This is a genomic window from Flavobacterium croceum DSM 17960 (genome assembly GCF_002917885.1).
GTDB lineage: Bacteria > Bacteroidota > Bacteroidia > Flavobacteriales > Flavobacteriaceae > Flavobacterium > Flavobacterium croceum.
In genome coordinates, this window is sequence record NZ_PQNY01000017.1 from 1 (window position 1) to 24,384 (window position 24,384).

The following is a 24,384-nucleotide window of genomic DNA, read 5'->3' on the forward strand; positions in this document are numbered from 1 at the left end:
TTTACTTCAACAAGTAAATTGACAGTTCCTACCGATGTTCCTTTAAATTGCAGAGATGTAGAGCCAAGTGAAATTGGCGCATAAATTCCTAACTGCACAGGGGTATTATTAGCAAGTACTTGTCCATTACCTGTAGAGCCTGATGCTACTGTATAGCGTACTTGATAGGTTATGCTATTATCAACGGCTATTTGCGAAAGGAACACATTAAAATCTTTTTGCGTATTAACAAACAACGAACCATCGCCTGAAGTCGATAAATTAAAATCTTGCGCTGATAAAGTAATAGTTTTTGTTGTACTAACAGATTGTGGTGATGTATTGTTATTGGTTACTGTAAAGGTTATGTTGTGAGCTCCTGCTGTGGTTCCAAAGTACGAAGCTGAAAATGTTCCAGGTGTTACCACTATAGGCTGTCCTGCTGTATAGGTAGTGCCATTATACGTTAGTGTTCCTCCACCTGTGGTTGTAAACTGCATCGTATACGATGTGGCTGATGTACCAGTTTGGTTAATATTAAAATTAATTGGTGTTGATGTGTTTACATAACCAGTATTAGATACTGGTGTAGCTGAAAATGTAAAGGAAGTTTCATTTACATTTATTGTTATAAGCTGACTGAGTTCTTGTAGAGTAACTACATTCCTTGCGTAGCACATTACTTTAATGGTTCCAAGAGAAGTACCTTTGAATATTTTAGAGGAAGAACCTGTTGTGGTAGGATACCAAGTATTTACATTCAATAAATTACTTCCTTCATATATTTCGGCATTACCTTGTTGGAACACATATTTAAACTGGTATGCCGTACCTGAATTATTTACCTCAGAAATATCAAAATTTAAGGGCGTTGATTCTCCTATGTAAATTCCATTATTTTGTGAAGCTCCGCTAAAAGTAAAAGCGATATTGGTTACTTCAAAATTTAATGTTGAACTATGAATTACCCCGAAAGAATCGGTTACTTCAACTAAAACGTGAACAATACCAATAGAAGTACCTTTAAACTGTAGAGAAGTTGAACCTGTAGAAATACTTGAAAATACTCCGTAATTTACAGGTTGGTTATTCAACCATATTTGACCAGTTCCAGTAGAACCTGAAGCTATAGAATAACGTACTTGGTAACTATTGGCTGTAGTTGATTGATTGTTTACATACACATAAAAATCTCTCATAGTATTTACAACAAGTGAACCATCGCCTGAAGTGGAAACTGAAAAACCAGGAGAAGTAAAATTCATACTAACAGTATCTGAGAGCGAATTACTTGGATTTGTAGGATGTACAACGTTGAAAGTAACATTGTGAGTTCCTGCGCTATTTCCATTATATGTACCACTATAATTACCTGCATTCACATTAATAGGTTGTCCTGCTGTATAGGTAGTTCCATTATAGGTAAAAGTACCTGTACCTGTGGTGGTAAAAGTCATCACATATCCCCCATTTACACTACCTTGTTGCGTTAGCGTGAAATTTACACCGATTGATGTGTTTATAGCTGATGTATTTACAGTATTAGAAGCATCAAAACTAAAAGTGCTTTGAGCTACATTTATTGTTATGAGTTGTTGAGCTTCTACAAGAGTTGTAGTATTTCTAACTGTAAATAATACTTTAACTTCTCCTACAGCCGTTGCATTAAAGGTTCTTGAAAACGCACCTATATTAGCCTCATACCATGTATTGGCTGACATAGTTGTAGAACCATTCAAAACATTACCTGTTCCTTGAGTAAAATGATATTTAATTTGATAGTTCGTTCCTGATGGAGCGCTTTCGGTTATATCAAAATTTATTGGAGTGCTATCGCCATTGTACACAGTATTTAATTGTGAAGCTCCACTAAAAGTGTAGGTTACTCCTGTACTATTAAACACTACAGTTGAGGAATGTATTACATTGAAATTATCTTTTACTTCAACTAAAATAGAGATAGTACCAACGGTTAATGCTTTAAACGTTAAATGCGTAGCCCCCGTATTAATGGTATTAAATACGCCATATGGCAATAGGGTATTGTTTTGGTAAATTTCACCCGAGCCTGTAGAACCTGTTAAAACTGTATAGCGAACTTGATAGGTTGAAACGGAAGTAGTACTTAATTGAGTAAGATACACATAAAAATCTCTCATGGTATTGTTTACCATAGAACCATCACCCGAAGTGGAAATATTAAAGTCAGGAGAAGTTAGAGCGATAGATATAGATGATGATACACTTTGTGGTGGTAAATTATTATTTACAGTTGTAAACGAAACGTTATGCGTTCCTGTAGTACTTCCAATGTATGTTCCATTAAATGAACCTGGAGTAACATTTATTGGCTGACCTGCTGTATAGGTAGTGCCATTGTACACAAATACGCCATTACCTGAAGTGGTAAAAGACATTACATATGTTGTTGGAGCATTACCTTGTTGGGAAAGCATAAAGTTTACTGGAATGGCAGAAGAAACACTTCCTTGAGTTGCAGTGGTAGTGGCAGAGAATGAAAATGCTGAAGAATTGGCATTAATTACGATTTCTTGAGTTGCCTCGACTTGAGTAGTTGTATTTCTTACAGTAAATAATATTTTAACTACTCCTGAGGTTGTAGCAGTAAAGGTTCTATTGAATGTACCTGTATTTACTGGGTAGTAAACGTTGGTAGACATTTCTGATGTGCCATTTAATATAGTACCATTTCCTTGTGTAAATTGATACTTCATTTCGTAGTTAGTATCAGAAAAAGCACTTTCAGTTATATTAAAGTTAAGCATTGAATTTTCGCCAATAAACAAAGAATTATATTGTGAAGCTCCGCTGAAAGTGTAAGCTATTCCTTGAACGTTAAAGACAACTGTTGAGGAATGTATAACGTTATTACTATCTTTAACTTCTACAAGAAGGTTTACTGAACCAATTGAGGTTCCTTTAAAAACTAATGGTGTTGAACCTAAATTAATATTGTAAAATTCTCCGTAATTTAGAAGATTAGAGTTGTGATACACTTTACCATTACCCGTAGAACCTGATACAATGGTATATCGAACTTGGTATGATACAGTACTATCAGGAACATTTTGAACTAAATACGTAAAAAAATCTTTTTGCGCATTTAAAAATAGTGTTCCATCGCCCGATGTGGATAGGTTAAATGATACATTTGATACCGTTATTGTCGCAGTCGCTGTATATTGCGCACCGTTGTTATCTTTTAAAACAAAGGTAAGGGTATGTGTTCCTGCAGTAGTTGGCTTATAGGTATAGGTAAAATTACCAGTATTTACAGCATTATAAACTCCTTGAGCTACTGAAGTTGTATTTGTATTTAGTAAATCTCCACTGCCTGAAGAAAGCACATAATTCATCAAATAAGTTGGATTTGTTGTTGTTACTTGAGGCGTTATGGTAAAATTTACAGGAATAATTTGATTTACCATACATTCAGGTTGGGTAACCGCTGTAAAAATTACAGGTACATTTGTAACTTCAACAGTAACAGACCTTGTAATGGTATTTCCATCAGGAGCAGTGGCTATCGCTGTAATAACATGAGTACCTAATGTAGAGGGTTTATATTTTAACGATGTGTTTCCTAAATTAAAATCATGTTGAACCGCTTGTGCTAAATCAGTTCCATTTTTTGAAATAATTCCAGTTCCTCCAGACACTGTATACACAAATTTATATAGCGTTGTATTGTTTATTTGGTTGTTGGAATCTAATATTGTACTTGTTAAATCTATTGGAGTATTGATAAATGTAGAAGTAGTATTTAAAGCTAAATTAAAAACAAAAGGTTGAAAATTGATTTTAATTTGAAACTCCCTTGTTTTAACAACTCCTTTTGAACTTTTAATTGTTATTCTAACAGTATGTATTCCTTCGGTTGTACCAACATATTGTAAAGGTGTGCTTAATGTGGGTAATGTATAATCGGAAGAAACACTACTTTGGACAAAGTGTCCTACAGATCCATTAAGGACCTCATAATACATTTTATAGGTTACCCCATCTACTTTTCTTGATGGAGATACAATCAACTGCCAATTTGAATTTACCCCCAAATACGCCTCAGTTGGTTTTACAACATCAAAATCAAAATCAAAGGTATCTTGAACTTCTACATCTTTAGTACAGGCTATTATACCTATTATAAATAAGATGATAAATGCTAATTTATGTGTTACTTTATAATTTTTCATAATTCTTTTTTTATTATAGTATTCTAAAATATTCTAGCTTGATACCGTTATAGTCACTGTCGCTGTATAAATAGCTCCGTTACTATCCATTAATTTAAAGGTAAGGGTATGCGTTCCTGCTGTAGTTGGATAGTAGGTATATGTAAAATTTCCTATAGTTACATCATCATAAACCCCTTGAGGTAGTATAGTTGAATTTAAATCGATTAAATATCCAGTGCCTGATGATAGGACGTAGTTCATCAAATATGTGGTGTTTGAAGTTGTTACTGGAGGTGTTAATGTAAAATTTATTGGTATTGACTGATTTACCATACATTCTGCTTGAGTAACCGCTGTAAAAATTACAGGCTCATTTGTAACTTCATTTTGGACTTCATCATTTTCAGTACAGGCTACTATGCTTAGTATAAATAAGATGATAAATGCTAATTTATGTGTTACTTTATAATTTTTCATATAGTTTTTTTTATAATTAATAATCTAAAAATATTCTACATCCAACTCCCATATAAGGAAAAAACTTACCTATATCACTATTGAAGTGATAGTATTCATTAGCTTTTACAACAAATGAAAGTCTATCATTTAAATAAAAATCTGCATCTACTCCTGCGAAGACGCCGTGAATGAATTTTTGTTTGGAAACAATAACCTCCCCAGTTGATAATTCATTGGATCCGTTATTGATGCTTTCGTAACCGAAGCTCCCCCCTGCTCCTACTGTAATTTTTATAGCTTCAGACCTATTTTTTAAAGCTAAGAAATACATACCAGCATTAAAAGTAAATTCATTGTATGGTATTTTATAGGACTTACTTTTAGCTGATGTAAATAAAATACTTCCTTGAATAAAGGAACTTTGATATCTATTATAATAATAATTATAGGACAGCATTCCTGCAAATCCATTTTGCGTAAGACCACCTGATACAGCAATAGCTGCATCTTGTGCTCTTGTTTGAAATGTAATTATACATATCAAGAATATGATAAACTTTATTTTCATTTATTTAGAATTAGGGTTGTTAATGTATTGGTTAGGAATAACAAGTTCCAAATCTCTTTCTCCAGTAAGTTCAGAAAACTTAATTTGGAGTTGTTTTTCTTTATTTATTGTAAATTTATTAACTACAATTATATAGTCTGAAGATGAATTAGGTAGTGCATTTGCATATTCTTTGTATATCGTTATTGGCTCAATAGGTATGGTTTGAGTTGATGTTTTTTTATACGAATTACTAGCAACAATATTTATTTCAATTGTATCAATTTGATAAGTAACAGAACTTGAATTTTCAAGTTTTAGATAAAAAAACAAGTTTCCACCATTATCGTTAAAAATATTATATAGATGTAATTTTACACCAGTGGCTTCGCTATAATATCTTTTATAATACCTTCCTTTTTCAATTATAAACTTATACAATTCATTAGTTTCATTTGCTCTAGTACTTTCATTCTTTCTTTCAATTGTTTTTGCCTCTGCATTATAATCATTAACACTAATATTTTTTGAAACTAGATTATTATTTTCTTTTTTTTCCCCTTCTGTATTTGTAGTATCTCCATTCATATTACCTATCTTATCTGATAAAGACATGAAGTAATTGAGTTTCTGTAAATCCTCAGAATATCTTACAATAAAAGAATAAACATTACCCTCAATTGTAGTAACCAATAAGTTGGTTTCAGGACCTTGTGTACCTCTTAATATTCCAAGTTTTGTTTTTGTTTCATCACTAAAAGCAAATTCGTAGTTATCTTTACCTAAAACACCACTTTCTATTGGCGTTGGAAAAAATAAATTTGTATTTTTTGATGAACTTACATAAACAATTATGTTATTTTCTTTATCTTTTTCTAGTTGAGCCATTGCTTGACCAAAAACAAATAACAAACAAAAGGGAAAAAATAGTTTTAACATATTTTAATATATTTTTAATATTAATCTGTAATTATTCAACAACAATACCTTTTTTTCTGTAGTTTTCTTTTTAAACATTTTTTTTATCGTATTGCCTCCAGGTATTCTACTTACATTAATATCATCAGATATTTCATCTTGTACACCTTTATTTGCATCTTCTACCACAGAATTTTTAACATATACACCTTCTCCCCCATCTTGCGCATCAAATACAACGATTTTCATTCTATCATTGTTTATGTTAGAAACATCAATTATTAATCTATTATCTCTAAAACTCGCAAAACCATACAGGTATGTATTGGCTTTATATGTTTTATTATTTATGGTACAATCTTTAGAAAGCATCATGGTTATTCTATCTCCGTATTTTACATTTTGGTCACCTTTTATGACAGCCAAAATTTTATCATCAAATTGAACTTCAGTTTTATTTTTTTTAAAAAATGAATTTAAATTATTGTTTTTAACTGGGATATTGTTGCTTTGCTCTACATATTGAATTTTTGGTTCAGCACTTACATATTCATCTCTTGCTGTAGAACTATTTGTTTCTCTTGGTTTACTACTAATTCTTCTTCTACTAGCTTGCTCTTTTTCTAATTTTTTAAGCATTATATCTAATTTATCATTTGTTGTACTTGTTTGATAAACAGAATTTGGCTTGGTTGGAGAAGAAGTAGTAGAGGAAACAGAAACATCTTCTATACTTAAATCTGTATTATAATTTTGGTCCGTTTCTTGACTTCTTTTATAATTTTCTAACTCTTGATAAGTTGAAAGTTTATCATTGCTTAAAGCTGTTGAATCAGAACTTGGCAATGAAGTGTCTAACAATTGTTTGTTTTCAACTTTTGTAGCTTCTGGAGTCATTGCATTGGCGACAAAAACTAAAGCAACTATTGCAATTGGAGCAATAAACATGAGTTTTTTATTTTTCTGTAAAAATTCATTTATTGATTTCATTTATTGTTTCGTTATTTTTTATTAAGTAATTTTCAATTAGTAATCCATGTGGATTATCATCAGTTCTACTTGTTTGTCTAATCCTACACTCAGCTATTAAATTTTTAAAAACTATTTTTGAGGAACGTTCAAGTTTTTGCTTGGCAAAAATCTTACAATAATAGATATTATTATTTTGTTGTAATGATATTGAATCTAAATAAAACCTTGAAGAAATAGCTCCCTCTATCATTTTATGATAATACATACTTTCATTCCTTGAGGACTCTAATTGTCTACCTGTATCATCGATAAGATTTAAGGCTTTGGTTACTCTTTTTTTGATATCTTGAGGATCAGGATCAAGATTGAAAAAAAATTCATGAAACATTGTAACATGACTTTTAATTTCTGCTTTTACATTATCCAATAGGTTTCTACTTCTAACGAGCTCTAAAGCATTTCCGTTATTAAGTAAATACACTTTATCCTTACTTTTCTCAACCAGACTCATTGAATAAAAATAAACGGATATGCTAAACACAAAGCAAATAAGAATAACTGCAATTCCGAATATTCGAAAAGTTTTGATTGAGTAATCTAAATTTTTTAATTCTTTCATGTTTTATGAATTTGGTCCTTTCATTAAATTTTTAGCTGCACTTTGGACATAATTAACTGTTGATTGTTGTGCTTTTGATGCAAAATTACCCATTGAAGCAGATATAAGCCAATTGGCTATTGTAGGAATTTGTGTATAGGCTAAAATACAAGATATTGCCATTAAGTTTATTAGAGCAGTACTAGCAATTGTTTGATCCATTACAGAGGCGTTTGTTATGCCTTGGTATGAAAAAAGTTTTGCTAAAACACTGTCTAATATATAACCAATAGGTAACCATAAATAAACATTAATGTATTTTTGAAGCCATTGGTAAAACGAATTTTCAAATCCAGGATACATGGATATAGCTATAACAAAAATGCCGAACATTGATAATATAATCAAAATAAAAGTTCTAATAATATTTAATATGACAAGTGCTATACTCGCAATAAAACACAGCACATTAAATATAGCATTGTAAATGTAACTGGAAAACATATCCGAAGTATCAGCACTAGAGGTTTGATTTAATATACTTTCTGAATCAGGATTTCCTGAACCTGCATTGTTCATACCTGCTTGATTTAAAGCATCATTAACTTCTGCTTGATATTCTTCATTGGTTGATGTTGTGCTTTGGCTAGTGTCTCCACCCTCGATAACTGTTGCAAATATATTATTTGTATCTTGTGTTTGTGCTTGAGAAACACTTTTAATTCCCTCAGTCATTAATTCTAATGGTTTATTTATTAAACCAACAAACGTTCCATAGAATGAAATTCCAAATGAAACTAATACCACTTTTATAACAAAGCTATTGATAGAACCATCAACATCGCCCTCCATTTGAATTTTACGAAATGTAACAAATGAAACAATAAGCGCTCCTAAACCAGCAATTAATTTAGCATACATTAAAAAATTACTGGTTGAATTTAAAAAATCCGTTAGTATAGCATTTAAAAAACTATTTATATTATCTACCATAATCTATCTTTTAGTATCATTGTATAATTTATTTACGGTTCTAGTATTATTCTTTTTTTGTTTAACATTATTGACAGATGATTTTAGTTTCTGAAAAAAATAGATGATTATATTGTTTTGCCTATTGACTTCTTTTAGTGTTTCATTCAATATGTTTAATCGCTCAGCATCTGTCATTTTATAATTTCCTGTTGTCACAACATCAGTGGCTTTATCTAAAGCATCTAAACCTTTATTTGCTAAAATATAAAAGGCATCTATTAATTTTATTTTTTCTTCTGTAGAAATAAGGCTTTGCTGATAAATGTAATTTACTGCTGTTTCAACATTGTTATTCATATTACTTAAAGTTGTAATGAGTTTTTGAATTTCCATACCTGTTGATATGACATCAGAAACCATTTCCACATCATCACGCATTTCATTGTATTTTTCTTTTAATATCGTAAGCTCTTTCAACATAGCTGTTGTTTTAGCCAAAGTTTGAGCAGCAGTAGCTTTAGTTTCAACAGCAGTTGCATTTGCCGATGCATCATATACAGCCATTTGTGAGAACATTGATTGAACACAAAGAATGCTTAGCAGTGTTAAGATTTGTTTTTTCATATTTTTGGGTTTAAAGATTTTATAATTTTTCCGAATAATTTTGAAGTGCTAATTCTATATCACCGAATTTTTCAATATCATTATCAATAATGTTTTTTTCTTTTTTTTCTGTGGTAAAGCAAGCGTATTGTTGTTTTGATAGACTAACACCATACACATTTCCTTCATTACCTAATCCAATAAATACTTCTTTATATCTATCTCCAGGCAATAGATTTTGATTTAGAGAAAGCACTAAGTCTTTGGATTTATCGGTTAAAGACAATAATTTTTGGATTTCAAGAAAATTTGAAGCATACTCTCTCATATCTAGTAGAATCTTAGCTCCACAATTTTTTAATATAGTATCTTTTATGATTTCATTACCTAAGATATCTTCTAGTTCTTGGGTAACGATTACAGCCTCCCCAAAGTGTTTTCTTACCGTTTTAAACAGGTATTTTAAAAAGTTTGCCATGCCTTCTTTTGCAATGGCTTTCCAGGCTTCTTCAATAATTATTACTTTTCTTGTGTGTTTCAATAATCTCATTTTTGTAATGAAAGTTTCCATAATCATTAATGATACTATAGGAAATAAAATAGGATGGTCTTTTATATTGTCCAATTCAAAAATGATTAACTTTTCGTTTAATAGATTAATATTTTGCTTGGAATTTAATAAATAGTCAAATTCTCCCCCTTTGTAAAATTTTTTCAACACATTTTGAAATGAAGCACTATTAAACAATGCTTTTGTTTCACTTGGCAAGTTTGGAAGAAATATTTCAACCATAAATTCGTAGTATGTGTTGAAACACATAAATGCATTATTTTTGGTTACATAATCATAATATTCATTTAGTCCTTCTCTAATGATTGCATCTTCATCAGCAGTTCCAGAAGTATTAATCTTCCATAAAGTAAAAATTAGTGCAATTAAAGTTTCTTTTTTTTCAATTAAATTACTGTCAATTTCTGTATAAAAAGGATTGAAACTTATTGGTGAATTTTCTTCATATGATAGATAGGTTCCTTTATGCAGTTTGTTTAAGCGTTCATAAGAATGACCCACATCTACAATTACCACATGTGTATCTGTGGCTAGATAACTATCTACTAAATGATTTGTTGTAAAAGATTTACCACTACCTGATGGACCAATGATTATTTTATTTCTATTATTTGTAAGTCCCAATTTCATTGGTACATCAGATATATCAACAAATAATGGACAGCCACTTATTCTATCTATAAGGTAAACGCCAAATTCTGAAACATCAGATTTATTTGTTGTTTCGTATATATTAAGAGCTGATGCTTGATTATCAAGAAGGAGAAATGTTTGGTCAATAAAACCAATGTCCGATGCGTTACCAGGATAGCAAGACCAATAAAGTGGTAGTATTTCGTTTTCTGAAATATTTGGAGTTATTTTAATTTGGTTTAAAGAAGAAATGGTTTTATCAATCTTAACTTTTAAATTTTCTATATCCTCATCATATATTAAAATGTTTGCGTGGTAATTTATTGGATAAAACCCCTTTTCCATTTGTTGTTTAAATGCTAAGGAATCGTTTATATTATCTTCATTAGAAAGGTCGGCTTTTCTAAAGGTTACGTTTAGTTTTTCATTTTTTGTGATAAGTTCTTTAATTGCCTCTTTGTCAGTTTTGATAAAAATAGTATTGGTAATGTGTTCAAAATTTAACCCCAACCCTACTGGATGAAATAACGAAAAATTAATATTACTTTTTTCAGTAGAAAATTTGTTATCACGATAGACAATATCATATTCATTGGGTAGACAATCTAGAGAATTTATTGACAAAGCAGCTACTGATTTTTTACCAATTTTTGTTTTATAATTATCTTGATATATATCAGATGTAGCAATTTTATTTGTAAAATCTAACGACTCATACTGCTGTTGTAATCGTTTTATTTGCTGAATGTCTAATGGTTCTATCTTGAAATACTTACTATCGTTTAACAACCGTATGATACGATTAACAATTGTATCAAAATTTTCAAGGTTTTGATTATCTGTTTGTTTTTTTGGAATAATATTATTTTTAAACAAAACAGAACTTAATGAAGATTGTTTAAAAATATTAGAATGAGTATTAGATATGAAAATATATGATTTATGATTTAAGTAATTTTTTTCTAAGTATTTTTGAAAATAAGACTTTTGTAAAAAGTTTTCGCTAGATGTTGTTTTATTAAAAGTTTTATTTTCATAAATATCCATTTTATGAATTACACTGTATTCAGGTAAAAGATTCAGAATTGAATTAAATTCTTCATTGATTTTTTCATAATCTGCTCTATTCAATGTAAATATTGAACTGAGTTCCAACTCAAAGCATCTTGAGTATGACCCATTTCGCATCAATACTGTATCATTATCTAAAAACTCCCAAACAGGTCTTATAGAGTCTAATGTTGTTTTTTTTAGCATACTTATCTATTATGATTTAATATATATATTCTTTCTTGCATTTTTTTTGGTTTCTTTATAAATATCACCTTTCGATAATTTCCGAAAAGAATTGTATTTATGTAACAAATAAACTATAACACCTAATGCAATTAAAAGTCTAAGAAATGTATTTATAGGTATAACTACAGCCAAAAAGATTACCAGTAAGCCTCCTGCTATATTCATCATAAAAAACATAAGGTAATCACCTCTTATGCCTTTTACGGCAGCAGGGGTAATTACCTTTTTAAAGGGAATAAACATTTGGTAATTAGTTTAAAGAAACACCAAAAACACCACCAATAACATAACCTGCAACTACTAAAAAGATAAAAGCAAAGGCCCATTGTCCCATAGCTTTTGAAGTGTCTTGGTCTCCATTTTGATGTTTAGTAAATACTTTAAAAGCACCATACAAAGCAACTATAGCGGCTAAAGCATATAGAAATAATTTTACAGAATTAGCTAATGATGATGTCTGGGTTGTAGCTTGTTGCAAAGCCGTAGTTAAAGTATTACTCTGTGCAGGTTGTTGTGCAAAAGCATTAAATGCTAAACAAAATAGAGGAACTAATACATACAGTTTTTTTTTCATAAATATTAATTTTAAGTTTATTACTTATGAAAAGGAGAAAACTAATTTATATCATGCTTTTTAAGAAGTTCATCTATTTGCTTTTCGTGTTTTATCTGATGTGACACATCTTCTAATTCCTTTAAAGCTTTTTTCCAATCCGTTTTGGTTTCAGATTTGGTAATGCCTATCTCTACATCATAGATATCAGTTTCCAATACCTTTTCATTTTGAGCAAAGATAGTAATATTTTCAATATTATTATTTTTCTTAGTTAAAATATTTACATTTTTATTTTTTCTTTGGTTTCTATAATAATAGTAATAATAGAACCAACAATAATACAATAGTATTATCGGTATGCTCATACTTAAAAACGTACTCATAACCTTAAATAAAAGAATTGCTTTTTAAAAATTCATTAATGGTATCTTTATTCTTTTTTATAAATTCACTTAATATATAATCTGTAATATGAGCCGCAGGTATATTACTTACGTTAGCAATAAGTTTTATCTTATCTGCAACCTCTTTACTGGTGTAAATTTGAGAGTCATATTTAACACCTTTTTTTGGCGTTATTTTAGAAAAAATAGATAATTTTTTCCCTTCTGTTTTTATGTTTTCAGTTTCTACTTCTTCTAGTCCTGTTTCAAGTTCATTTTCTAAATCATTTATCGACGCCCTCTTTTCAATAACCTGTGAAATAAAATTTGTTCTACTTTTTGCCATAATTTTAGTTTTTTATTGATTGTAAATATTCTTCAACAACACTTCCAATTGCCCTGTCGTAATTTGGCAATAGAGTACTTAAAATTCCGTCTTTTCTATAATGAATATTCATTCGCACATATTTTTCTCTTGAATTGATAATAGTGTCAAAAAATGAATAATTCATTTGTCTTAATGAATCTTTAATATGTGCAACATCAGTTGTTTGATTACTTGGAACATCATTTAATAATATCTTGTATTCAAATTCGTTTTTATAAGCCAAAGGAGCGATAATTAAACGAACATAATCAAGAGTACTTCTTACTGTTTCGAAGTTAGTAGACATAGGAATGATTATGTAATCAATTTTTTTAAAAAGGTCAAGACTCATACCTTCAGTATTTACAGTTCCAACTACATCAAGTATTGTGTATTGATACAAAGATTTTAATTTATCTGCATGTTTATCAATAAAAGAACCTAAATCCCCTTTGTATATTTTATATGGACTAAATCCATCTCCATTGTCGTGTTCTGTATACACTGAATTCAATTTATTGACGAAAAATTGACTATCAGGAGAATTTAAAAATTCCATTTCGGCTTCTCTCCAAGAGTTCAAACTCCATTGAGGGTTATCACTATCATAGACAGCGACAAAATTATTTTCTTTTTTTGGGTTATAATTCAAGTACAAATTAGTAGCAAAATGACAAGCTAATGTAGATTTACCTACTCCCCCCTTTTGGTTAATAAATGCGATAATTTTACCTTTTTTCATTTTTTAAAGTTTTAATGTTAAGACACTACAAATGTAGCATAAATATTTACACACGCAAATATTTATCTAAATATTTAAGCAAATATTTACACACACAAATAAATAAATGCTTACTTAAATATGTATTTATGTATGTGCGCAATTATCTATGAACATATATAATCAAATACATAAACACATATATATGTATTTATGTAAACACATAAATACATATATATGTGTATATTTAGATATTCATAAATGTGTACACTTAAACATTTGTATCACTCTATACATATTTACACACTTCCATATTCATGTAATTATGTTTTTCTTTATATATCTAGTTAAAACATAAATAAAAGGAATGATTAACATCTAACATAGTACCTACTTATTCAACTTCGTATCTATTCATTCAACTTCGTATCTATTCATTCAACTTCGTACCTATTTATTCAACTTCGTACCTATTTATTTAACATGGTAGCTGTTTATACTGGTTTTTTGTTTATCTTTGAAAAATAAGTTTAATTAAAAAAGCAAGGTGTGTTTTTATTAGCATAAAAACTAAAAATTTGCAATTTTTACCTTGCCTCAAATCCTCTGGATATTGAGGACTAAAAACACTCCGAAGTCGTGTTTTTCAAGTCAAACTTATTTTAATAATTCAATAAATTAAACCTTATTTCTATGGAACCATACAAGAAAAAAACAGGTAGACCCAAACAAGAGATACACAAGTCGCATCGTATACAATTTTTAGTTAATGATGACCAAAAAAATAAACTTGATGCCTTGTTTGAGCAATCAAATTATAAAAACCGCACGGATATGTTTATCGATATTTTTATCAATAATAAATATCAAGTCTATACTTTAGACCATTCTATGTTTTTAATGCGTTCTCATTTACTTGGTGAATCCAAACGAATTGGTACTAATCTTAATCAATTGGTTAAGCATTTAAATCGTGAAAAACTTCAATTTATTGATAAGAAATTGCTCTTAGAATTACACAAAACATTGCAAGAAATTGAAGAATTATATATAAAAATAAATGCAACTTTAGTACATGATAGCTAAAATATCTTTTGGAAAATTTGTAGAAGGTATGGTAAAATACAACCATGATAAGACCAAAGAAAAAGACTTTAATCAGGATAAAAAAGCAGAATTATTGGGGGTGAATAATATCGCTTCTACTTCTTATGAAACGATAGTTGCAACCCTTGTAGGTCATAATATGATGAATACTAGAGTTAGTAAACCTAATATTCATATTAGTTTAAACTTTGTAAAAGAAGACAAAATTGACAATGATAGTTTACTTCAAATAGCACAAGATTATATGGATGAACTTGGCTATGGACACCAACCCTTTGCCATTTATCGGCATTATGATAAAGAACACCCACATATCCATATTGTAAGTAGCAGTATATCCATTGAAGGTAAGCGTATATCGGATAGTAATATTTTTCGTAGAAGTCAATCCATATCAAGAGATTTGGAGTATAAATACGGTTTAACTGTAGCTGTCAAACAAAAGGGAAAAAAAGCCGTTACAGGTCAGTCGTTACAGGAGCGTATTGTTTCACACACAAAATATGGTGTACATAGTGCTAAGGATTTGCTTCATGAGGCTATTTCTGATGTGGTAAAACAAAAACCTATTGATTATGCCGATTTTGATGCGATGCTTTCCAAACACCACATCAAACGTATAGCAACGGAAACTGGAAATACATTTGTGTTTGAACTTGAAGAATTTAAACGCAGTTCTGTGGGGTTGGAAGGAGTAAAGATTGATGTAAATTTCTCATCGCCTGCTTTACAATACCAATTCGAAGTGAATGAAAAATCAAAAAAAGTAGGACACTCTAAAGTAAAAGGTAAAGTAAAATCTGTCATTGATACACTCTCTAAAGATAAGTTTATGAAACTTTCAGACTTAGAGGTTTTATTACGCAAAAAAGGTATTAAGCTTGAAGTGAAAAGAGTTGAGGCAGAGAAAAACAAGGGCATGGTATATGGCATGGTGTTTACTGATTATGCCACAGGAAACCGTTATAATGCGTCAGAGTTTAATATGAGTACTAAAAGGATTATGGAGTATATTTATGATAATAAGAAACTCGATGCAATTCAATCCAATGCACAACCAAGTGCTCCTTTACCACGAACTCAAAGAGAAGCACCGAGTGCTGGAGCTGTACTTCTTGATGGACTATTGAGTTCGTTGCTTATGGAAAGTGTGGCAAACCAAGTGGATGCACCACAACAAACACCTGGTTTAAAACCACCGAAAAAGCGCAAAAAAAGAAGATAAGGAAAAGATAATAATAATATATATATATTTGTAAAAAATAAATAAAATATATATATGATTACTGTTTTAGCAGAGAAGCCTTCAGTGGCTCGTGAGATTGCCCAATTCTTGGGAGCAAACTCCAAAGAAGATGGTTATTTTAAAGGAAATAACTATCAAGTTACATGGGCATTTGGACATTTGGTACAAATACAACCTATGGAAAAATTAGGTTATACAGGAAAATGGACCTTATCTAGTTTGCCCTTCTTTCCTGATTCATTTACTTTAGAACCTAGAGATAGTAGTGTACTTAAGCAAATTCAGGTTATTGATTCGCTTTTTACCACGAGCGACACCATTATCTGTGCCACAGATGCAGGGAGAGAGGGAGAGCTTATCTTTCGGTACATCTATGATTATTTACAATGCACAAAACCCATACAAAGGCTATGGATCAGTTCATTAACCCCGAGTGCGATAGCTGAAGGTTTTGATAATTTGCGAGATGGAGCGGAGTTTGAGGCTCTTTATCGTGCAGCTAGAGGTCGTAATGAAGCGGACTATTTGGTTGGTTTAAATGCAACTATGACCCTTACAAGTAAAGTAAATCAAGGTTTGTTGAGTCTTGGAAGGGTGCAAACCCCTACCTTAGCGATGATATGCCAAAGGTATCTGGAGCATAAAAATTTCAAGCCCACGCCGTATTATTCTATAAAGCTTGATTTAGCGTATCAATCCATTGGTTTTAATGCCTTAAGTGAGCATTTTGATGTACTCCAAGAACTCGAAGCGCATCATCTATTACTACAGGATAAAAAGAATGCCGAGATTGTTGATGTGCAGAAAAAAGAGATGCGTGAAACTCCGCCTTTACTCCATGATTTAACTTCACTGCAAAGGATAGCCAATACCCGCTATGCTTATACGAGTTCTGATACCTTAGCCATTGCCCAGAGTTTGTACGAGCGCAAACTCATTACTTACCCAAGAACAGGTAGTTGTTATATTAGTGAGGATATGTTACCTACAGTGCAAGAGATTATGCAATGTTTGGCTCTTGAGGGTGATAGATATGCAGAGCGAGCCAAAGAATTACTTAGCGCAGGTATTACAGAAAAAAAATACAAGTGTATCAACAATTCTAAAGTAACAGACCATCATGCTTTACTAATAACAAGCATTCAACCCAAAGAGAGCGATTTTGAAACCCCGAAACACAAAGCAATATACAATTTGATTAAAGAACGCATTTTAGAATCTTTCGCTGAGGATTGTATAAAAGAAGTAACAAGTTTTAGTTGTAGAGTAGAGCCATGCAGTTTATTGTTTCAAGGAAAAGGTGTTGTGGTATTGAAAAAAGGGTGGAGGACCTTACAATCAGTAGATGAACAACAAGAGAAAGAGGAAAATGAACCGCAAGGGGTATTGCCAAAACTAGAGCCTGGTATGCAGGTTGGATTAAGCGCATCGCATCTTACAACCCATTATACTAAACCCAAGAGTTTGTACACGGAAGCTTCACTGCTTCTTGCTATGGAAACCTGTGCTAAGGAAGTGGAGGACGAAGTACTGCGCCAATCCTTAAAACAAGCAGGTATTGGAACTCCTGCCACAAGAGCTTCAATTATTGAAAATATACTTAAACGAGAGTACATTCAAAGAGATAAGAAACAGTTAGTTCCTACTGATAAAGGTTTGAAAATCTACCAAGCTATAAAGGAATTAGACATAGCAAAGGTTGAACTTACGGGTGATTGGGAACATCGATTGTATCTTATGGAACAAAACGAATTTGACAAAACTTTGTTTGACAAACAAATTCAAAGCTTTACCAGTGGTTTGGTTCAAGCGATTAAAGAAGTAAATATTGCAAGTTTTCAAAATACTGCCTCACTGGGGGTTTGCCATTGTGGAGGAGCTATTATAGAGCATTCTAAAGGGTATTATTGTAGTAATACCCAAGATAAAGAAAACAAACCCAAAACCTGTTCTATGCCGTTTATTTGGAAAACCATATCGGAGAAAACAATACCTACGGCAGAAGTTTTAGCCTTGTTTAGTACAAAGAAATCGAAAACTATCAAAGGTTTTACCTCGAAAGAAGGTAAAAAATTTGATGCGTGTTTGGTTGTGGGAACTGACAATACACTTTCATTTGCTTTTGAAACACCTGAACTGGGGAACTGCCCGAAATGCAAAGCACCACTTAAAGAATTTAATTTGAGTTACAGCTGTACAAAATACAAAGAAACAGGATGCGACTTTTCTATTTTTAAAGAAATAGCTAAAGCCAAACTATCCGTTTCCGATGTAAAAGCTTTAGTAGGGGGTAAGCCGATAAAGAAAAGCACATTTGTAGGTAAGAAAGGTACTTTTAGTGCTGTATTAAAGTTGGACAGTGCTTTTAAGGTACAAATGGAGTTTGAAAATCCAAAAAGATAATAATAATATATGTAAAAAAATTAAACATAAATAAAATATTTATATCTTTGTTTTATAAATTTCTATTTTATGGAACAAAGTAACGACAAAACGATACTGGAGAAAGCCAAGCAAGAAAATCAAAAATTACCCAAAGGTTTTTACTCTAAAGTATATTTAGACCCTCAAACAAAAGAACGTTTTCGTTTGTGTAATGTAGGAGGGTTACACCCTGTAAAAAATGTTAAGCCTGTTTTAAGCCAAGCGCCTAAACAGGCTTATGTATATCATAAAGGAGTTGGGTATCTCTTTGATGAAGAACTAAAAATGTTTATTATCGTAGATAAAGATGCTTTTTTTGAGGCAACCGAACTGGAGCTTTCTCTCTCGAATGAACAAAAAGAATTACTCTATCAAGGCAAAGACATTACCCTTAATGCTTATGATACCAAAGTATATTCTCAAAAAAATAAACTAGAAATCAAAACCCAAAAAAGAGAGATTGCACTTGTGGCTGATTTTAGTTTTTTTCTTGGCAAAAATTCTCTTTCATTACTTACCCCAGTAGCAGTAGACCAATTGCACAAAAAACAATCCAATCGAACAATCTCCCATTGGGAAAACACTAATAATTAATTTTAAAATTTTACAGTATGGCTCAAGAAAAAGACCCTAAAGACATTCCTGTTCAATCGGCAAAAGATGCCAATGACAAACAAGTAGTAGTATATGCAAAAGGCGACCCAGTGGTGGCTACTTACGAAGGAAAAAAGTATATTGGAACTATCGAGAATATCGATAAGGACCAGGTTCTGATGAAAGTAAAAAACTTTAAAGATGTATCTGAACTTACCACCGATGTAAAATCATTGCAACCTTTGTTTTTTGAAAACAAAGAAGGACTCAAGATTTGGACGAAGTTCTCTTACACTGAAATTATGGAAGCGCAGAAAAACACACCTGATTTTAAAGCGTCTATTGAAAAAGATATGATTACCTCATTAATGCTTGGAAATCGTACAGACCTTGTAAAATTTGCCAAAAAAATTAAGGACAATATGGCAACTGTAGAAGGAAAATTTGAACTTAAACGCAATGCCGATGGTTTGCCTGTTTTTAATCATATAACGAAGTTTAAAGAACTCAATTTAGACAAACCCGTTTATGGACAAGAACTTACAGAAGCGCAGAAAAGTCAATTAAAAACAACCGGAGAGCTTGGACTTGTTGCTTTTAAATCAGGAGCAAAAGATTTTAATTTATGGGTTTCAGTAGACCCAAAATTAAACCAAGTTGTTACCAAAGGAGAACGTGATGTAAATATCAAATTTGTATTTGGAACTCCAGTTTCAGAAGAAGCTCAAAACCTATTAAAAAAAGGAGAAGGAGCCGTAGTTACTTTAAAAAACAACGAAAAAATTTACATGGCTGTTTCTGCTGCATCAAACAAGGCAGATGGCATTAAAACCTATTCGTATGCTAAAGCCTTAGAATTTGGTTTAATCAAAGAGAAAGCAGAAGAACAAACTCAAAAAAAAACTAAAACCGTAAAGGTTTAGTATTTAATTACTAATCTATGTGGCAATAGAAAGTCGGTTTAGCCCAACTCCATAGTTGGGCTTTACTATTGCTAAAATTTTCATCATTCATTATAAAAAGTTTCGTATGGATAAAGACCAATTTCAAAAATACAAACAACTCGGTATGGGGTTTGCATTTTTCTTTTTCGTTGTGGATATATACTACAACTATCTTGAGTATTTTATCTCGATAAATTACAAACACCCCCTTGTATTTTCAATCCTAAAAGTTATTCGCAATACAGGACTGCTCAACCACCCAGTGTATATTAAAATTGCCATTATCATTTTACTTTTTCTTTTTGTCTTATTAGATACAGGAAGAAAAGACAGTAAAATGGATAAAAATGTAGCCATACAATATGCTGTTATGGCCACTGTACTTTTTTTATCAACGGCATTTGTTATACCGTTTTTAAATGTTTTTTTCTACTGCTTGTTTGTTTTAGCATCAGTTTTATTTATTGTGGTATCCTTTAATAATCTGCATAGGTTATTGCCAACAAATGTTATGAGTGATAGACTCAATAAAGTCAATAAAACCTTTGAACAAACCCAAGAGCTTATAGAGAATGAATTATCGGTAAATATTCCGTACCAATATGTAAAGGAATATAAGATTACCAACAGAAACAAAAGGGAAATCATGGAACCTGTACTCGAGCAAGGATATATTAATTTTATTGCACCCGATAGAGCTTCTATCATTTTTGGAAAACCTGGTAGCGGTAAATCCTATTCGTTTAATGAAGAATTTATTCGCCAATTTATCATGAAAGGTTTTTCCTTTGTCAATTATGATTTTAAATTCCCAACCCTTACTAATATTGCTTACAATTATTATATGCGCTATAAAGATGATGAAGGTTCGTATGCCAAATACCCCAAAGCTACCTTTGCCACAATTAATATTGACGACCCTCGCTATAGCGAGCGATGCAATCCGCTTGCGGTAAATATATTAACGACAAAAGCGCAAGCCATCGATGCCGTATACACGATATTTTACAATATTGATAAAAAATCGGCTACCTCGCAAGACTTTTTCCAAATGTCGGCAATGGCTATTACTTCTGCTTCTCTTTGGTTTTTAAGAACCTATAAAGAAGGTAAATATTGTAGTTTTCCGCATTTGATTGAGTTTATTCAAAATCCTGACGAGAAAATTTTAAAGATACTCGATTATTATCCCGATTTACGTTATTTTACTTCCTCTTTTTCAGATGCGTTAAGTAAAAAATCCTTTGAGCAATTATCAGGTCAAACCGCATCGGCTCGTATACCTCTTGGAAAATGTGCCACACCTGAGATGTTTTATGTTATGACCGACCCTGATAACACGGGGGTAGATTTACGTGTAAATAGAAAAGAAAATGTAACGGTATTGAATTTAGCCAACAACCCTGAAACCCAAAAAACCAACGCACCTGCCATTGGACTATATATGTCCCAAGCCTCCAAATTAATCAATGCACAACAAAGAGTTCCTTGTTGTTTTCATGTGGATGAATTGCCAACAATATTTATAAACGGCTTGAACACACTTATAGCAACAGGTAGAAGTAATAAAGTATGTACGGTTCTTGCAGTACAAGACTATTCTCAACTTGTACAAGAGTATGGCAAAGAAATAGCCGAAACGATTTATTCCACAATTGGTAATGTAGTTTCAGGAGCCGTATCGAATGAAACAGCCGAGCGCATCGCAAAGAACGTGGGGAAGATGAATTACCAAACCCAAAGTATATCGATAAATAACGAAAGCACATCAACCTCTTTTAATACCAACAGAGAGTATATGATACCCCCTGAAGATATTACCCAATTTTCTCAAGGAGAATTTGTAGGTATTTTGGTAGATACTTTCAAACAACCCCTACCGCATAAAGTTTTTAGAGGAATGGTGTCGCCTTCAAAAAGTGATTTAGGTTCATTGGAGGTGCCGATGCTACACCCTGAGATTGATGCACAGTACCTCTTTGATTACCAAAAGAAAATACAAGATGAAGTCCGAGAATTAATTGAAGATGAATGCGAGAGAATTAATCTTGAAAATTATGAAAAAGCCAATGAAGCACTAGAAAAGGACCAAGAGAATCTTCAAGCGCAATACCAACAAGACACGCAAGATGCAACCTTTGGAGAAGAAGACCAGCCCGAAGAAAGTGTAGAGCCTTATACTGAGCCGATACCACCCATAGAAGCAATACCCCCTATGGAGGAATTTCCACCGATTGATACTTTTTCGGATAGCGGAATGGATTTTGAAAATCAAACCATGTATTATAAACAAATGCAAGAACCCGTTCAGAGCAACGAGAATGAAACACAACTCAATCAAGGTTTTATCAGTGCGATTTTAAAAAATGCAAAACCTATTGAACTCGATAATGTAGAACCTGAAGAACTAGAGTAATTGATTTACACTTGGTATAATGTATCAATAAAATATATATAAAATATGTAACTTTGTATTTGAAACTTTAAAATATATATGTTTTTAAGTTTATACATTATATAAATCAAACAAAATGGTTGCAATTAAATTAAATGAAATTATACCCAAAATCATCAAACATTGTGATTTTGAGAAATACTTAACCAAAAATGGTTATGTAAAAACACAAAGGAACCTCCCAGATGGAGCGATAGCTTTTTACGAAAAAAACATGGGATTTGTAAACGATACAATACTTCTTAGTAATATAGAAGGTAAAACAACCTATTACTCGATGTCCTTTAAAGACAAAGGAGATATTATCAATTTTGTAACCAATCGTATTGAATTATTAGAACCGTATTTCTTCTTTGATGCCGATAAAGATAATTTAATTGAAGCTTGTAAAAAACTCATCGCCTTTATCAGTGAACAAGACAGCGATATCCCTGATACAGCGTTAAGCCAAAGTATTACACAGCAACAGTTTAAAAATATTGTAAAAAATGCTTTTACAGCTTATTATAATGCCAAAGATGATATTTTTTCCTACGAAGTATTTGATTACTTTAATATCAGTGCAGAAACCATTCAAGATGCTGTATTTGTAAATAAAATATTCAGTACTGTAGGCTTAAAAATCAACCAAAAATTGTATAATTCTGTTAATATATCGTTTCCTATTTATGATATTGATGATAATGAATGCGGTTTGCATTCCATCAATGTCATAGAATTCGAAGAAGGCAATCAAAAAATCATTGACTTTTTTGTACCTGGAGCCGATAAAACAGGTATATGGCATTCTGAAGCTCCCGAGCAATTTGTCAATGCTACCACCAAAGTAACCATTGTCAATAGTCCTATTGAAGCTTTAGCCCATAGTGATTACTGTGGCGATAAAAGGTATTATATATCAATTTATGATATCAATCAAAGTACAATTGAAATCATTAAAAAGAAACTCAAACAATTTAATTACTACAACATATACCTTTCACTAAGTATCGAGAATATAAACTTTGATAAAGAGATTAAATTGCTTTCGTATCTACTTGATATTAATATAAAATTTAACCATAACTACAACAATACATTTTCTATTGTGATTGACAAAGCGCATGAGAAAGAGTATTTGGATATGATTAAAGAAATAAAAAACATCAACAATGATATCATACAATATTCACTTAATGCACTAGGGAGAAGCTCCAATACCTATTTGGAGAATTTGATTATAACAGTCAGTACCGATGCAAGCGATAATTTACTGATCAATGTTCCGAAGAACTACAAAACGTTTTATAAAATAGAAACGGCTTTGTGTAAAATATTCAACAAAAAAACCACAATCATCATTGAGAAACCCAAATATATGAACTGGGTGAATCAAAATAAATTTGGCAATCGCATAGCCAATTTTACTGAACTTGTGGAAAAAAACGAAATATTAATATATAACTAAATAGAAGAATGAGCCAAGAAACCGATTATTTAAAAATGGTAGGAGAGAGGATACGTTTAATTCGCAAAGAATTACAAATAACCCAACAGAAACTCGAAGAAGACACAGGCTTAAACCCACCCACAGTACAAAGACTTGAAAACGGAAAAGGAGGGACCATACCTGCTTTAATTACCATATTGAATTATTTCCACAAAAAAGGCTATAATTTAAAATGGTTCATACTCGATAATAATTCCAATGAACTTAAAAAATACAATTCACTTGTGGATTTTCAAATCGATAAAATCGAATTAAAAGAAGCCACACAGTCGCTCGAAGAACAAATACACGAGGTCAAGAAACATATTAACAAAATCAATCGTATCATTAATAAAATTACATAAGTTG

The 24,384-nt window shown here is 31.4% G+C and carries 22 protein-coding genes; 8 read left to right on the forward strand and 14 right to left on the reverse strand.

Features of this window, described 5'->3' with window-relative positions; genetic code table 11:
* The 14 genes from Q361_RS11365 to Q361_RS11430 all read right to left on the reverse strand — a co-directional run.
* On the reverse strand, window positions 1-4,193 hold a 4,193-nt coding region (locus Q361_RS11365; RefSeq protein WP_146047010.1), incomplete at its 3' end, for a beta strand repeat-containing protein.
* A gap of 33 nt (window positions 4,194-4,226) precedes the next feature.
* The gene (locus Q361_RS11370) at window positions 4,227-4,652 is read right to left on the reverse strand and encodes a TraQ conjugal transfer family protein (protein WP_103726856.1); all 426 of its coding nucleotides are present in this window, start codon (window positions 4,650-4,652) and stop codon (window positions 4,227-4,229) included.
* A 16-nt stretch (window positions 4,653-4,668) separates the two neighbouring features.
* On the reverse strand, window positions 4,669-5,178 hold the full coding sequence (locus Q361_RS11375) for a conjugal transfer protein TraO (RefSeq protein ID WP_169929298.1): 510 nt from the start codon (window positions 5,176-5,178) through the stop codon (window positions 4,669-4,671).
* A gap of 24 nt (window positions 5,179-5,202) precedes the next feature.
* Complete coding sequence (locus Q361_RS11380) at window positions 5,203-6,120, reverse strand: DUF4138 domain-containing protein (protein WP_103726858.1); 918 nt, start codon at window positions 6,118-6,120, stop codon at window positions 5,203-5,205.
* 3 nt (window positions 6,121-6,123) lie between these two features.
* Entirely contained in the window at window positions 6,124-7,089 is a 966-nt protein-coding gene (gene traM, locus Q361_RS11385; RefSeq protein WP_103726859.1) for a conjugative transposon protein TraM, read from the reverse strand.
* Window positions 7,073-7,690 (reverse strand): conjugative transposon protein TraK, encoded by a 618-nt coding sequence (gene traK / locus Q361_RS11390; protein WP_103726860.1) that lies wholly within the window; start codon window positions 7,688-7,690, stop codon window positions 7,073-7,075. The genes traM and traK overlap by 17 nt, the downstream gene beginning before the upstream one ends.
* Window positions 7,691-7,693: 3 nt before the next feature.
* Entirely contained in the window at window positions 7,694-8,662 is a 969-nt protein-coding gene (locus tag Q361_RS11395; protein WP_103726861.1) for a hypothetical protein, read from the reverse strand.
* Between the two features lie 3 nt (window positions 8,663-8,665).
* Window positions 8,666-9,268: a hypothetical protein gene (locus tag Q361_RS11400; protein ID WP_146047011.1), complete on the reverse strand. Its 603-nt coding sequence runs from the start codon at window positions 9,266-9,268 to the stop codon at window positions 8,666-8,668.
* Between the two features lie 19 nt (window positions 9,269-9,287).
* Complete coding sequence (locus Q361_RS11405) at window positions 9,288-11,708, reverse strand: TraG family conjugative transposon ATPase (protein WP_103726863.1); 2,421 nt, start codon at window positions 11,706-11,708, stop codon at window positions 9,288-9,290.
* A 9-nt stretch (window positions 11,709-11,717) separates the two neighbouring features.
* Complete coding sequence (locus Q361_RS11410; protein WP_103726864.1) at window positions 11,718-11,993, reverse strand: hypothetical protein; 276 nt, start codon at window positions 11,991-11,993, stop codon at window positions 11,718-11,720.
* Window positions 11,994-12,000: 7 nt separating this feature from the next.
* Window positions 12,001-12,324 carry a DUF4134 family protein gene (locus Q361_RS11415; protein WP_103726865.1) on the reverse strand — a complete coding sequence of 108 codons (324 nt, stop codon included), beginning with the start codon at window positions 12,322-12,324 and terminating at the stop codon, window positions 12,001-12,003.
* Between the two features lie 41 nt (window positions 12,325-12,365).
* Window positions 12,366-12,671, reverse strand: a complete 306-nt coding sequence (locus Q361_RS11420; protein ID WP_146047012.1) for a hypothetical protein — start codon at window positions 12,669-12,671, stop codon at window positions 12,366-12,368.
* A gap of 22 nt (window positions 12,672-12,693) precedes the next feature.
* Complete coding sequence (locus tag Q361_RS11425; protein ID WP_103726867.1) at window positions 12,694-13,035, reverse strand: hypothetical protein; 342 nt, start codon at window positions 13,033-13,035, stop codon at window positions 12,694-12,696.
* 4 nt (window positions 13,036-13,039) lie between these two features.
* On the reverse strand, window positions 13,040-13,798 hold the full coding sequence (locus Q361_RS11430) for a ParA family protein (protein WP_103726868.1): 759 nt from the start codon (window positions 13,796-13,798) through the stop codon (window positions 13,040-13,042).
* A gap of 672 nt (window positions 13,799-14,470) precedes the next feature.
* Between Q361_RS11430 and Q361_RS11435 the strand changes: the two genes are divergently transcribed.
* From Q361_RS11435 to Q361_RS11470, 8 genes are all read left to right on the forward strand, one after another.
* Window positions 14,471-14,863 (forward strand): plasmid mobilization protein, encoded by a 393-nt coding sequence (locus tag Q361_RS11435; protein ID WP_103726869.1) that lies wholly within the window; start codon window positions 14,471-14,473, stop codon window positions 14,861-14,863.
* Window positions 14,853-16,109: a relaxase/mobilization nuclease domain-containing protein gene (locus Q361_RS11440; protein WP_103726870.1), complete on the forward strand. Its 1,257-nt coding sequence runs from the start codon at window positions 14,853-14,855 to the stop codon at window positions 16,107-16,109. The genes Q361_RS11435 and Q361_RS11440 overlap by 11 nt, the downstream gene beginning before the upstream one ends.
* A 54-nt stretch (window positions 16,110-16,163) precedes the next feature.
* A complete protein-coding gene (locus tag Q361_RS11445; protein WP_103726871.1) occupies window positions 16,164-18,533 on the forward strand; it encodes a type IA DNA topoisomerase in 2,370 nt (789 codons plus the stop codon).
* A 69-nt stretch (window positions 18,534-18,602) separates the two neighbouring features.
* A complete protein-coding gene (locus Q361_RS11450) occupies window positions 18,603-19,148 on the forward strand; it encodes a hypothetical protein (protein WP_103726872.1) in 546 nt (181 codons plus the stop codon).
* A 17-nt stretch (window positions 19,149-19,165) separates the two neighbouring features.
* Complete coding sequence (locus tag Q361_RS11455; protein WP_103726873.1) at window positions 19,166-20,071, forward strand: hypothetical protein; 906 nt, start codon at window positions 19,166-19,168, stop codon at window positions 20,069-20,071.
* A gap of 106 nt (window positions 20,072-20,177) precedes the next feature.
* Window positions 20,178-22,508: a TraM recognition domain-containing protein gene (locus Q361_RS11460; RefSeq protein WP_103726874.1), complete on the forward strand. Its 2,331-nt coding sequence runs from the start codon at window positions 20,178-20,180 to the stop codon at window positions 22,506-22,508.
* A gap of 115 nt (window positions 22,509-22,623) precedes the next feature.
* Window positions 22,624-23,994 carry a hypothetical protein gene (locus Q361_RS11465; protein ID WP_103726875.1) on the forward strand — a complete coding sequence of 457 codons (1,371 nt, stop codon included), beginning with the start codon at window positions 22,624-22,626 and terminating at the stop codon, window positions 23,992-23,994.
* Window positions 23,995-24,002: 8 nt separating this feature from the next.
* A complete protein-coding gene (locus tag Q361_RS11470; RefSeq protein ID WP_103726876.1) occupies window positions 24,003-24,380 on the forward strand; it encodes a helix-turn-helix domain-containing protein in 378 nt (125 codons plus the stop codon).
* Window positions 24,381-24,384: the final 4 nt, after the last annotated feature.

Bases quoted from the DNA above. Each gene is read 5' to 3' on its own strand.
- Q361_RS11405 (WP_103726863.1), bottom strand. From the start codon at position 11,708: ATGCTAAAAAAAACAACATTAGACTCTATAAGACCTGTTTGGGAGTTT.
- Q361_RS11425 (WP_103726867.1), bottom strand. From the start codon at position 13,035: ATGGCAAAAAGTAGAACAAATTTTATTTCACAGGTTATTGAAAAGAGG.
- Q361_RS11380 (WP_103726858.1), bottom strand. From the start codon at position 6,120: ATGTTAAAACTATTTTTTCCCTTTTGTTTGTTATTTGTTTTTGGTCAA.
- Q361_RS11460 (WP_103726874.1), top strand. From the start codon at position 20,178: ATGGATAAAGACCAATTTCAAAAATACAAACAACTCGGTATGGGGTTT.
- Q361_RS11430 (WP_103726868.1), bottom strand. From the start codon at position 13,798: ATGAAAAAAGGTAAAATTATCGCATTTATTAACCAAAAGGGGGGAGTA.
- Q361_RS11410 (WP_103726864.1), bottom strand. From the start codon at position 11,993: ATGTTTATTCCCTTTAAAAAGGTAATTACCCCTGCTGCCGTAAAAGGC.
- Q361_RS11395 (WP_103726861.1), bottom strand. From the start codon at position 8,662: ATGGTAGATAATATAAATAGTTTTTTAAATGCTATACTAACGGATTTT.
- traM (WP_103726859.1), bottom strand. From the start codon at position 7,089: ATGAAATCAATAAATGAATTTTTACAGAAAAATAAAAAACTCATGTTT.
- Q361_RS11445 (WP_103726871.1), top strand. From the start codon at position 16,164: ATGATTACTGTTTTAGCAGAGAAGCCTTCAGTGGCTCGTGAGATTGCC.
- Q361_RS11420 (WP_146047012.1), bottom strand. From the start codon at position 12,671: ATGAGCATACCGATAATACTATTGTATTATTGTTGGTTCTATTATTAC.
- Q361_RS11440 (WP_103726870.1), top strand. From the start codon at position 14,853: ATGATAGCTAAAATATCTTTTGGAAAATTTGTAGAAGGTATGGTAAAA.
- Q361_RS11370 (WP_103726856.1), bottom strand. From the start codon at position 4,652: ATGAAAAATTATAAAGTAACACATAAATTAGCATTTATCATCTTATTT.
- Q361_RS11465 (WP_103726875.1), top strand. From the start codon at position 22,624: ATGGTTGCAATTAAATTAAATGAAATTATACCCAAAATCATCAAACAT.
- traK (WP_103726860.1), bottom strand. From the start codon at position 7,690: ATGAAAGAATTAAAAAATTTAGATTACTCAATCAAAACTTTTCGAATA.
- Q361_RS11450 (WP_103726872.1), top strand. From the start codon at position 18,603: ATGGAACAAAGTAACGACAAAACGATACTGGAGAAAGCCAAGCAAGAA.
- Q361_RS11415 (WP_103726865.1), bottom strand. From the start codon at position 12,324: ATGAAAAAAAAACTGTATGTATTAGTTCCTCTATTTTGTTTAGCATTT.
- Q361_RS11470 (WP_103726876.1), top strand. From the start codon at position 24,003: ATGAGCCAAGAAACCGATTATTTAAAAATGGTAGGAGAGAGGATACGT.
- Q361_RS11435 (WP_103726869.1), top strand. From the start codon at position 14,471: ATGGAACCATACAAGAAAAAAACAGGTAGACCCAAACAAGAGATACAC.
- Q361_RS11400 (WP_146047011.1), bottom strand. From the start codon at position 9,268: ATGAAAAAACAAATCTTAACACTGCTAAGCATTCTTTGTGTTCAATCA.
- Q361_RS11455 (WP_103726873.1), top strand. From the start codon at position 19,166: ATGGCTCAAGAAAAAGACCCTAAAGACATTCCTGTTCAATCGGCAAAA.